This window comes from Oerskovia sp. 140933, from assembly GCF_059651515.1.
In genome coordinates, this window is the sequence record NZ_JAMXIO010000057.1 from 1 (window position 1) to 11,364 (window position 11,364).

Consider the following 11,364-nt stretch of genomic DNA (forward strand, 5'->3'; position numbering starts at 1 on the left):
AGACCTCCGTTGGTCAGAGCCGGGTTCCTAGACAGCTCCCACTCGACACGGAGGTCTCTCTTCACGTCAACAACGGTCCTGGTCAGTACACCTAGGCGCCGAGCTGGCCGAGCCGCGCACCGGCACGTCGGCATGGGATTCCACACCTGGTGCGGATCAGCGACGACGGGAGCAGGAGGCACGCATCGCGATGCTCCTGAGCTCCGTGGGGCCGTGCTTGTGGCCGGTGCGGCAGCAGCCCGAGCCGCCCTCCTGGCGGCACGCAACGCAGCCAGGTGGCAGGGATCCCTCCCGGCCCTCTGACCCAGTGACTACCTCCCCTGCCGACAACCGCAGCACCCTGACAGTCGAGCGCCCTAGCAGGCGGCCGGGCGGGTACCAAGGCAGGTGCCAACCTTGGCTGCAGGGTTGCTTGCATGGTTGCTTGCATGCACGAAGGCTTGCACGAAGGCTTGCACCAAGGTGGGAGCCAAGGTGGGAGCCAAGGTGGAACTTGGACTAGGTGTCTCGTGACGGGTCTGTTGGAGGCTCTCATTCCCCGGAAGGATGAGAGGCATGGCAGCACCGAGGAAGTACCCGGACGAGCTCCGGGAGCGGGCGATCCGGATGGCGGTCGATCTGCGGCGTGACCCGGCGACCCGCAAGGGCGCCTTGGCCAGGGTCGGTGAGCAGCTCGGGATCAATCCTGAGACGTTGCGCGGCTGGGTCCAGCAGTCCGAGATCGATGCTGGCGACCGGCCCGGCACCACGACCAGTGATGCCCAACGCCTGGCCGAGTTGGAGCGGGAGAACCGCGAGTTGCGGCGGGCGAATGCGATCTTGCGCAGCGCTTCGGCTTTCTTCGCGGCGGAGCTCGACCGCCCACAACGGTGATCGTGGACTACATCGACGCCCATCGGGGCGAGTTCGGGGTCGAGCCGATCTGCAGTCAGTTGCAGGTCGCTCCGAGCACGTACTACGCGGCCCGGTCCCGGCCGCCGTCGGCCCGCTCGATCAGTGACGCGGCCAGGTTGGAGACGATCCGGCAGGTCCACGCCGACAACTACGGCGTCTACGGGGTCACGAAGGTCCACGCCGAGCTACGCCGTCAGGGGCACCGTATGGCGCGCTGCACCGTGCACCGCCTCATGCGCGGCGCCGGCCTGCGCGGCATCAGCCGCGCCAAGGGGCCCCGCACCACCGTGCCGGGCACCGGACCCGAGACCCGCCCGGACCTGGTCGAACGGAAGTTCACCGCGAGTCGCCCCGAACCAGCTGTGGGTCTGCGACATCACCTACTGCCGCACGTTCTCCGGCTGGGCCTACGCCGCCTTCGTCACCGACGTCTACTCCCGTCGCGTGGTCGGCTGGCAGCTGTCGAAGTCGCTGCGCACCGATCTGGCACTGGACGCCCTGGAGATGGCGATCTGGACCCGCACCCGCGACGGGCACGACGTCACCGGACTGACGCACCACAGCGACAAAGGAGTCCAGTACGTCGCCATCCGCTACACCCAGCGCCTTGCCGAGGCCGGTGCGGTCGCCTCGGTCGGATCCACGGGCGACTCGTATGACAACGCCCTGGCCGAGGCGTTCAACTCGCTGTTCAAGGCCGAGCTTGTGCGCAACCGCGGACCCTGGCGAGACATCGACGACCTCGAGATCGCCACCGCGGAGTACATCGACTGGTTCAACCACCGACGCCTGCACGGCGAGATCGGGCTCGTCCCTCCGGCCGAGTTCGAGGACCACCACTACCGGCACAACCTCGCGCCGACTACCGTCGACGCGTCAGTTCCGAGTCTCCACTGAACCCGTCACGAGACAAACACCGCCGAACCCAGCCCTATCGACCCCAGACCAACGGCAAGGTCGAACGCTTCAACCGGACCCTCGCCACCGAATGGGCCTACGCCGAGCTCTACCTCACCGACTCCGCCCGCGCCGCGACCTACCAAGCATGGTTGCATCACTACAACCACCACCGACCCCACACCGGCATCGGCGGCCAAACCCCATCAGAACGCGTTCACAACCTCACAGGGAACAACAACTAGGTCGGCGACGTCGCCGCCAGGTGGTGTCCCTCTGGATCCCGTCGGGCTCGACGATCCAGCTCGGGGATGTCGCATGCACGATCGACGCCGATTTCCTGTGAACCTCCCCCGGCGTGTCGCACCCGTTCCTGGAACAAGAGTGCTTAGGTAGGCGCATGGCGAAGTTGGGAAGGCCCAGCAAGGGCGAGCGGGACCACCTGGTCACGCGTCCGTCCGCACGTCTGGGCAAGACGGTCCGTGACGCCTACGAAGCGTCGTCCTACGACAGCCTGAGCGACTATCTCGCGGCGGTGCTCGCAGAGCACCACGGTGTGCCCGAAGAGGCGCCCGCTCCGCGGCACCCCCTGCGACATCAGGAGACGTTGAAGATGCCTGCCTGAGGCAGAAAAAAGCGGCCCGCCCCCGAAGGGGCGGGCCAAGCCAGAAACTCATCACCTGAAAGCTTGGCGGCACACGGTGAAGAGTCCCGATCGACACTCCCGAGGGCGTGTCTTGACATCTGGAGACCATCATACGCACCGCAGCACACAAGGTGCAGCCACGCGAGAGCGACACACCGCACACCGTGGCCACTTCGGCGTCCGGTTCCGGGCGTTCGTCCGCAGTTGTCCCGGTTGAAGCGCTCGATGTCGAGCGCGCCCGGGCGGAGTGGGCGGCCTGTGCGGACCGGCTCGGAGGCGGCACACGACCTCGTGTGAGGATCGGGCGGCCGCGCGCTGCGGGCATCGAGTACCGCGGCCGCGACGAGCGTCCTCTGACCCACACACTGCCCTCCTCCCCCGCGGCCGTCCGCATCTACGGTGACGACGGAACGTGCCGAGCCCTGTGCTTCGACCTCGACGTCGCACCCGGCGGCCGTTCCCTGGTCGACGCCGACGCGCAGCGCCTGACGGCCTGGCTCACCGCAGCCGGCGCCCGGGTCGTCACCGACGTGTCCCCCAATGGCGGCCGGCACCTCTACGTGCCCCTGGCGAAGCCTCTCGAGTACCGCACGGCCCGCGAGATCGTCGAGGCCCTCGCCACCATGTTCGCCTCGCTCGACGCGAGCCCGCACCGGTCGGTGCGCTCGGGTTGCATCCGCACGCCAGGGGCCGTGCACAAGTCCGGGGGCCACCAGCAGCTCACGATGACGCTCAACGCCGCCGTCGACGTCCTCATGCGCCGCAACTCTCCCCGCATCGTGCAGCGCATCCACGCGTCGCTGACGGCGGAGATCGCGGCCTGGCGCGCCGCCCAGGACACCGAACCCCTGACCGGGGCCGAGCAGGACCTACCGCAGGCGCACGTGCACGGACTGGCCCCACGACTGACCAGGATCGCGCGTGAGGGCGTGTACAACGCCACGCGCTACCCCTCGGACTCCGAAGCCCGGCAAGCCGTCCTGGCAGGCGCCGCACGAGCACGCTGGGCCCTGGCCGACGTCGTCGTTCGCCTCGAGGACGGCCGCTGGCCCGGTCTGGCCGGTCTCTACGCCCGCTACTCCCCCACCAACCGGCGCAAGGCCTTGGCACGCGACTGGCGCCGCGCCCAAGCCCTCATCGCGCCCTCTCGCGCAGAACCTGGGGCGACCGGCGGGAATGACACTGTGCACAGATCCAACACAAGCGCCCAGAAGTCACAGGGGGGGGAGCTCCCCTCTCCCCCCGGCGAGGATGAGCATGCCTTCATCCGAACGTGGCGAGCTGCCCTCCGAACCTCCGAACTGACCAGCTTTCCGGGGCGTCGCTGGTACGGGGCCCGTTTCCTGCTGCGTGCACTGGGAGAAGCGGCGCACAAGGCCGGAAGCAGGTACCTCGCCTTCGGGACCCGCTCGCTGGCCGTGGCCACGGGCCTCGACCACTCGACCGTCTCCGTCCTCCTGCACGAGCTCACGACGCGCGGATGGATCGACCGCCTCCAGGAAGCTCGAGGTGAGAACGCGGACCTGTACGCGCTCACTCTCCCCCCGCAGCTGGTCGACGTGGCCCCTGGTCTGCGGTGGGACAAGGGCAAGGCCCATGCGCTGCGCCCGGTCTTCCGCGAGCTCGGCCACGTCCCGGCCCTCGTCTTTGAAGCCGTCGAACAACAGCGAGCCGCCACCATCACGGATCTCGTCGCCGTCACGGGCATCTCGCGCAGGGCGGTGCACGACGCCGTCGACATCCTCAGCGCATGGGGCCTGCTCGAGCGCACCGGGAACCGCCTCCTCCCCCACCCCGAGCACCTGCTGCGTGTCGCCGAGCACCTGGGGGCCCTCGAAGCCGTCGTCGACCAGCTCCGCCGCTATGCCACCCAGCGGGCGGCCTGGCAGGCCTACCTCGCTCGCCACGACGGCGAAGCGAACCCGCGCGAGATCGCCGACACCGAATGGTGGTGGCCGCCCGACGACGCAGCCGAGAGCTGGACCCTGGTGGCCGTCGCCGTCTGAAGTCGCCGGCCATCGGGGCCGCTTCAAGAAACACAAGTAATGCAAGCATTGCAAGGCTTGTAATGCTTGTAAGGCTTGTGTTCTGTTCTAGACTCGTGACCGGCGGTGCCGCGTGGCGCCCATGATTGCAAGGCATACAAGGCTTGTAATGCTTGTGTTCTCCGAGAAGTGAAGGTGGTCAGCGTGGCGTACACGATCCTGTTCGCGAACAACAAGGGCGGAGTCCAGAAGACCGGTGTCTGCGTGCAGACCGCAGCCGGCCTCGCGCGTCAGGGACTCAAGGTCCTGGTCGTCGACACCGACCCCCAGGCCAACGCGACCCGGCGACTCGGCATCGAGTGGGACCCGGCCGCGCCGATCGCCAGCATCTCGGAGGCGATCGCCGCGAACACCGAGGGAGCGGGGGAGGGGGCCGTCGTCGCGTGCGGGTGGGTCGACGCCGCCGGAAACCCCACCAAGGAAGCCGAGCTCATCGATGTCATCCCCGCCCGCTTCGACCTCATCAACCGCGAGGGAGAGGCCGGCAACGTGGGCGCGGTCCGCCGACTCAAGAAGGCGCTCACCGGCTGGACCGACGACTACGACGTCGTCCTCATCGACAGCCGCCCCGACCTCGGCCACCTCGTCCAGATGGCCATGGCGGCAGCCGACGTCGTCGTGATCCCCAGCGACGCGGGGTTCGACGCCGTCGAAGGCGCGATCCGTGTCTCGGACTTCGTCGAGGCCCACGCGGAGGACATCACCAACCCTGGGCTGCGCATCGGCGGGATCATCGTCACCCGCAAGCGCTCCACCGCAGAGGCGGACTTCCAGGTCGAAGGCGTCGTCGAGCGGTTCGGCGACCTCGTCTGGAACTTCCGGACCACCAAGACCATCCCGGGCGACGTCGTCGTCGACCTCACGCCCGACTACATCCCTGAGTGGACCCGGTTCTCCGAGGCCGACTCCGCCGCCGTCTCCCTGAGCGCCTGGACCGACTCCCGCGGCCGCGAGACCGTCAGGATCTTCGACCAGGTCGCCCAGAACGTCATCGACCGCCTGCTCACCCCAGCCAAGGAGAGCGCAGCATGAACGCAGCCGCACCCCAACGGCGCCGGCCCGGCAGCCAGAGCCCCATCCTGCTCACACCGAAGGTCGAAGCGGTCAGCACGCCCGCCACCCCGGTCGCACCCGCACCGGTCCCGACGCCGGAACCTGCCCCCGAGCCCGCAGCGGCCCTCGCGCCTGCCGTGGTCACGCCGGCTGCGCCCGTCAAGAAACCGCGCACGACGGCGACGCGAAGCAAGCCAGTCCCTTCGGCGGCACCTGAGGTGCCGGTTGACGACGCGAAGATCGCCCGCACCTTCCTCATGCCGCGCACGCTCGTGAAGACCGCAGAGACCGCGGTCCTGCGCACCGGCGGCCTCCCCGGCGGCTACAAGTCCATGGCCGCGCTCGTGAACGGGGCCCTCGCACGCGAGCTCGAACGCCTCGCGGGGGAGTTCAACGACGGCGAACCCTTCCCGCCCAACGGCGCTGAGTTCCGCGTGGGACGGCCGCTCGGTTGAGGTCGTGGGGTTGAGGGGCGTGGGGACGGGAACGGACACCAGGATGTGTCGGTGCGGATGGCACCGTATCGGCGATGCACGATGCGGGATCGGGTCTGGTTCGCCTTAGCGTGAACTTGTGCAACGGGCCTCTCAGGAGCGGGGCCCGGCGCGTCAGTTCCCACCGATAGGCTCCACGCGAACGCGGTTGCCGAGGAAGGGAACGGTGCGGTGAGGGAAGACTTCGTCATGGATGAGATCGCCGGGCAGGATGCTGAGAGGTTTCTTCTGTGCGCACTGGAGACAGGAGGCACCGCAGCTGGCGATGTGCTCGCAGGCCTCGTCGAAGGTGACGTCCGCTACGCCCACGAACTTGTTGGCCAGCTTGCTCAACTCGGATTGGCGGACCCCAGCAGCTACGACGGCGAACTCTCGCTGAACGGTTACGGGCGCAAGATTGGCAAGAAGATCAAGTCTTCCCTTGAGGATGGTTGGCGCCGCGACGACCTGACCCGGCGGTGGGTTCTGGAGCATGCACGCACCGGTGAGCGGTTCGTCGCCAGCGAACTTGTTCACGAGTGGGGTTCCGAACGCGGTAGGTCGGCCGACGAGATCGAACGGGCGATTGAGGTATTGGCGGAGCATCGCCTGATCCAGGTTCTCCGGACGTCGGGGGAGTCGATAGTGATGGGCATAGAGCAGCAGGGGCGCGACGCGCTCGAACGCCCTATTGTGGTCCGACCCGCCAGCGTGCCGACGACGGTCGTCAACAACGACCACTCCGATCACTCGCGAACGCTCAACCAACACGGTGGGACGATCGCTGGCGTTCAGTTTGGCGACCACAGCACCCAGCACAACACGGTCACCCTCGACGCTGACCCCAGTGACGTGCGCGATGTTCTTCTACGCGCCCTCGAACGCGTCGACGACCTTCCCATTCAGATCGCCGACTCAGTACGCGACGCGCTCAACGAAGCGATTGCCGAGACGAAGACGCCAGAACCTCGCGTCGGGTTCATCCGCGAGCTGGCGCAGAAGGTGATCCTTGCTGTTGGGGTGGCCGCAGGTTCCGATGCGGGTAGAGAGATCTTTGCCTTGATCGGCCCCCTCATGAGTTGAGTGCGCCCTACGTAGCCTGACAGGACGCCTGGCTGGTCGTGGACGCGGACTGGTTCAGGGAGAAGCTGCTGCGCGAGGCACGGAGTCGATCACGACGTTCGTCCCCTCACGCAGGGCCTCGCCGCGCAGCACACGGGCCAGGTGCGAGGATTCCTCGTGCACGAGGGCCGCGAGCTCGAGGGGGAAGAACGGCTCGCCGGCTTCCTCGCGCGCGCGCACGCCGTCGGGCTTGAGGAAGGAGCTCGGCGAGAAGTTGGCGGCCGCGGGGTACGAGGTCGAGGTCGTCGACGTCGAAGTGCCCTACGAGCTCTCCCAAGTCCGCATCGCCCAGCGCTGGCGCCAGTCCTACGAGCGCGCCGTCGTGACCGGCGACGGGCTCGGCGGCCGCTGGGTCCCGAGCATCTACGCCCGCGACGTCTTCAACGGCCCCGACGGGCGCTCCCGCTCCCAGGAGTCCGCGGCCGCCCTCGCCGCCTCATGCCCGGCCGTAGTCCGCTACCGCCGCTTCTGGACCGAGGGCGAGAACACGCCCATGCGCGTGGAGACCGACAAGGGACGCTTCCAACGCGGGGGAGAACTCGTCGACCACAGCCTCATCACCGCGCGCACCCGCAGCGCCACGAGCTTCGGCACCAGCACCCGACCGCCCCGGCCGCGAGGTGTCGTTCGGGGACCGCAGACCGAACGCGAGTAGCAGGCGAACTTGCCGCGCACGACTCTGCCCGAAGGGCTGAGCGTCGTTGGGGCGGGGGAACGCGGGTGCTACCCGAGCTCAGCCGCCAAGTCCCGGGACCGCCCGAAGCGGCTCGGCCGGACGCAGTGATGGCCTGACCCCCGGGGGTCAGGCCATCTGCATCCTGTCCGCAGAGGGAGCCGTTTCGAGACGGACCCGGCAGCGTTGCCGAAAGAGGGCCTCCGCCACCGCATCCGCGACCCGAGGGCCAACCGACCTCGCAGTAGTCCCCCGCAGCGTCTCCATGGGGACTATCAGGACGGTTCTACCGTAGCAGGCGAATCGCCCCCTGTCCTCTGATCTATGGCACTTCGCCGCTCGATACTGTACGCTAGCGTAACCCGTAATAGTACTCCACTGTATCTCCAGCCTACCCGGACCCTTAAAAATTGCGCAACAAGATCGTGAACAACGTCGGAACGATTAGGCAGGTCCAATAGCCATGGCATCGAAAAATACGGCAGCCCTACAGCGCGAGATGTTCGACGCTGTGGTCAAGGGCATGGCCCGGCGACGTGGGCTTGGTGCACCCGTCCGTGACGCGTTCTTCCGTCACGAACTGAGCGATGGTGTGAGCCACTACCCGATGGCTCGCTTGCTCAGTTCGCGCAACGGTGCAGCAGGAGGGGGCCGGGGAGGCAAGACACGACTTGCGCTCTATCTCAGCCTGATCTGGATTGCCAGCGGTTCCGATCACAGCAGCGATCGGCCGGCGAGTTTCTGGGCAGCTCTACTTGGTCTACCCGACCCTGACCACGCGGGAAGCCGGGTCGTCCGTAGCACATGGCGTGAGCTTGAGGCGCGTGGCCTCGTCGCGGTCGACCCCGCACCAGTGGCGGGGGAGCCGCCCTCGGTCAAGCTTCTTCGCGAGGATGGGTCAGGCGCGCCGTACACCATCCCTGACGGAACCCCGGGTGAAACCTACCGACGGATCCCTGAGGCCGCCTGGCGATTCCTGTTCGCCGACGCCGGCCTGACCGGGGCAGGGCTTGCGATGTACCTGGTTGTCATCCGTACGGCAGGGCGGGCAGGACAGCTCACCGACCTTGCCATCGCGCGCACCTACTTCCAGACGGAGTACGGCCTAGGCGAATCAACGCGCAAGAACGGGCTACGCAATCTTGTCGACCTCGGTGTCCTCGACGCGCGCCGCCGGCGTACCGATGACTTCGGCGATCCGTCACGCCGTGGCCGTCTGCGCTACACGTACGACCTGCTCGACATCTATGCACCCGTGCAGAGAGAGCCAGATCCTGAACCCGAGATGAGTCGCCAAGTGCTCCGCAGCGAGGCTGTTACCCGGCCCGTGACACCTCAACCCCAGGCACCGGGGTCCTCGGATGCGCCGCCTTGGCCGTCATTCCGCTGGGACGAGGGCGGAGACCCGTTCTAGTAGGACATCACGCCGAAGCGTGAACATCTTGGTACTCCTGTTGGTGGAATCGGTGTCTCGCTCGCCCCACCGTCGGCTCTTGGGGCGGTTGCCGAGGGTCGCAGCTAGCAGTATCGGAATGGGACACGCCGGGGTGTCGGTGGCTCGATCTATGCTCGAGTCGTCAGGGCTCGGGACAACAGGGCCCGAACGGCAAAAACGGGTCCCGGTAGCCGCCGGGACCCTGCCGACCACCTGACTGATGCGTCTTGTGAGTGGTCATCGTTCTGCTGAACTTGGCCTCATCTTCACACAGGTTCGCCGGGGTCCGCGCATTAGGCACCTGTGAATTCTGCAACATGGCGCGTCGCTCCGACGCCGGAGGCAGCATGGCCAAGCCCGACTCCCTGACCCTCACCGGGATCACCAACTACCTGAACACCCCGCCGCACAGACGTGGGGCCCTGATCCGTTCGATGCTCAAGCCCGCTGATCCTTTCGACTACTGGATGCCCATCAAGCATTCAGCCACGAAGGACCGCCAGACGACCCGGGACGGGGCAGCGTTCACCGCGGCCGCAGCCAGCGCCCAAGAGGATCGTCGAACCGCGTTCGGGACGATCGCCAAGGCCTGGATCGAAGTCGCTGTCCCTCGATGGGCCGAGACCACACCGGTGCCGGTCGCGCCGGCTGCCGTCCAGATCGGCGCGATGGAAGCGCGGGTCCGCCCGCAGTTCGCGGAGCAGAGGGCGGACGGCCGGGTCGAGGTGGCCCTGATGTACTGCAACAAGACCCCGCTCGAGGACTTCGCTCTCAGGGGGACGTTGCGAGTGATCGAGCGGGCCTACCCTGACGCGATCGCGGTGCTGGTGGACCTGCCTCGAGCCACGATTCACACCAGCGAGCGGAAGCGGCTCGAGCGCCTCGACCCCGGCCTTGACGCTGAGATGGCTGGACTGCGCTACCTGCTCTCCCCGGGTGGTGCCGCCGCCTGATCCTTGAGGAGCATCGGCCCCGACGCAGTCTTGTTGCATCGGGGCCGACGTGCTCTTTGGTGTTGGTCAGGGCTGTACCGAGGACGATCAGTACCGGTGCAGTGACGATGATCGCCTGTTCCGGCTCACCTGTGACGAGGAGAGCGACCACGGCGACGGCGCCGACGATCAGCGCTGAAGGCCAGGAGGGTCCGGGTTCTTGGAGCCTGGTCACGACGAACGTGCCTTCTCATGCACACCAACTGGCTCAGCGGCCAGGTCCGGCCCACCCGGATCTGCTCGACCGTCGAGCACCAGACCGTCTGCCTCACCTGGGACCCCGTGCCACCCACCCCGACCCCCACGCCCACGCCCACGCTCACTGCCCAGCCCGTGCCCGGACCCTCGCCGAGCGCGACCACGACCGTCGCCACCGCCGGTGGTCCACTCGCCGCGACCGGGACCGGCGCCGCACCGCTCGCCCTCCTCGCGGGCCTCCTCGCCCTAGCCGGAACGGCCGCGCTCCTGATCCGCCGCACCTTCCGACAAGGCTGAAACGACCACTGACTAGGTGCGCCTGACCATGCGTGCTCGCTCGACCGTGCGATAGACGGTGGCGCGTGAGACGCCGAAGAGTTCGGCAAGCTCGCCGCTGGTGTGTTCGCCGGCGGTGTGGAGGGTCAGCAGGTGGCGTTGTTGGGCGGGGGTGAGTTTGGGCTTCTTCCCGCGCAGGCGCCCCTTGGCCTTGGCCACGGCCATGCCTTCACGAGTGCGCATGCGGATGAGGTCGGCTTCGAACTCGGCGACCATGCCCAGGACGTTGAAAAGCAGCTTGCCGACCGGATCGGTGGGGTCGTAGGCGTTGCCGCCCAGGGAGAGGACGATGCGGCGGCGGGTGAGCTCGTCGGCGATATCCCTGGCGTCGGGCAGGGACCTGGCGAGGCGGTCGAGCTTGGTGACCACGAGCGTGTCCCCGGCCCGGCACGCGGCTAGAGCTTCGCGCAGCCCTGGCCGGTCGCGGTTGGTGCCGGTCAGGCCGTGGTCGACGTAGATCCGCTCGGCCTCGACGCCCAGTCGCTCGAGCCCTTCGCGTTGCGCAGTCAGGTCCTGACCTTGAGTCGAGACCCGTGCGTATCCGATCTTCATCCCCGTCATGGCGCAAGTGTCGCAGTTGAACCCCCTTCACCGGGCACA

General features: G+C 67.7%; 11 protein-coding genes, 2 pseudogenes and 1 other annotated feature. Of the genes and pseudogenes, 11 read left to right on the plus strand and 2 right to left on the minus strand.

Going from position 1 to position 11,364, the window contains the following annotated elements; all coding sequences use genetic code 11:
* Window positions 1-555 precede the first annotated feature (555 nt).
* The 7 genes and pseudogenes from NHG27_RS18565 (at window position 556) to NHG27_RS18595 (ending at window position 7,091) form a co-directional block, all read left to right on the plus strand.
* Window positions 556-1,791 (plus strand): annotated as a pseudogene (locus NHG27_RS18565) (IS3 family transposase).
* Window positions 834-947 (plus strand) — a sequence feature (AL1L pseudoknot). It overlaps the preceding pseudogene by 114 nt.
* A 17-nt stretch (window positions 1,792-1,808) precedes the next feature.
* A pseudogene (locus NHG27_RS18570) lies at window positions 1,809-2,036 on the plus strand (integrase core domain-containing protein); the annotation flags it as partial.
* A gap of 155 nt (window positions 2,037-2,191) precedes the next feature.
* Entirely contained in the window at window positions 2,192-2,416 is a 225-nt protein-coding gene (locus NHG27_RS18575; protein WP_497017305.1) for a hypothetical protein, read from the plus strand.
* A gap of 314 nt (window positions 2,417-2,730) precedes the next feature.
* Entirely contained in the window at window positions 2,731-4,443 is a 1,713-nt protein-coding gene (locus NHG27_RS18580) for a MarR family transcriptional regulator (protein ID WP_497017306.1), read from the plus strand.
* A gap of 183 nt (window positions 4,444-4,626) precedes the next feature.
* Window positions 4,627-5,514: a ParA family protein gene (locus NHG27_RS18585; protein WP_497017307.1), complete on the plus strand. Its 888-nt coding sequence runs from the start codon at window positions 4,627-4,629 to the stop codon at window positions 5,512-5,514.
* Between the two features lie 239 nt (window positions 5,515-5,753).
* A complete protein-coding gene (locus NHG27_RS18590) occupies window positions 5,754-5,990 on the plus strand; it encodes a ParB family protein (RefSeq protein WP_043651912.1) in 237 nt (78 codons plus the stop codon).
* A gap of 228 nt (window positions 5,991-6,218) precedes the next feature.
* The gene (locus NHG27_RS18595; RefSeq protein ID WP_497017308.1) at window positions 6,219-7,091 is read left to right on the plus strand and encodes a hypothetical protein; all 873 of its coding nucleotides are present in this window, start codon (window positions 6,219-6,221) and stop codon (window positions 7,089-7,091) included.
* Window positions 7,092-7,145: 54 nt separating this feature from the next.
* On the opposite strand, the gene NHG27_RS18600 is transcribed toward NHG27_RS18595, so the two are convergent.
* Window positions 7,146-7,310 carry a hypothetical protein gene (locus tag NHG27_RS18600; RefSeq protein WP_497017309.1) on the minus strand — a complete coding sequence of 55 codons (165 nt, stop codon included), beginning with the start codon at window positions 7,308-7,310 and terminating at the stop codon, window positions 7,146-7,148.
* 10 nt (window positions 7,311-7,320) lie between these two features.
* On the opposite strand from NHG27_RS18600, the gene NHG27_RS18605 reads away from it, so the two are divergent.
* From NHG27_RS18605 to NHG27_RS18620, 4 genes are all read left to right on the plus strand, one after another.
* Window positions 7,321-7,785 carry a zeta toxin family protein gene (locus NHG27_RS18605; protein WP_497017310.1) on the plus strand — a complete coding sequence of 155 codons (465 nt, stop codon included), beginning with the start codon at window positions 7,321-7,323 and terminating at the stop codon, window positions 7,783-7,785.
* Window positions 7,786-8,266: 481 nt separating this feature from the next.
* Window positions 8,267-9,217 carry a hypothetical protein gene (locus NHG27_RS18610; RefSeq protein WP_497017311.1) on the plus strand — a complete coding sequence of 317 codons (951 nt, stop codon included), beginning with the start codon at window positions 8,267-8,269 and terminating at the stop codon, window positions 9,215-9,217.
* Window positions 9,218-9,585: 368 nt separating this feature from the next.
* Entirely contained in the window at window positions 9,586-10,191 is a 606-nt protein-coding gene (locus NHG27_RS18615) for a hypothetical protein (protein ID WP_497017312.1), read from the plus strand.
* Between the two features lie 231 nt (window positions 10,192-10,422).
* Window positions 10,423-10,725 carry a hypothetical protein gene (locus NHG27_RS18620; RefSeq protein WP_497017313.1) on the plus strand — a complete coding sequence of 101 codons (303 nt, stop codon included), beginning with the start codon at window positions 10,423-10,425 and terminating at the stop codon, window positions 10,723-10,725.
* A gap of 12 nt (window positions 10,726-10,737) precedes the next feature.
* On the opposite strand, the gene NHG27_RS18625 is transcribed toward NHG27_RS18620, so the two are convergent.
* A complete protein-coding gene (locus tag NHG27_RS18625) occupies window positions 10,738-11,325 on the minus strand; it encodes a recombinase family protein (protein ID WP_497017314.1) in 588 nt (195 codons plus the stop codon).
* Window positions 11,326-11,364: the final 39 nt, after the last annotated feature.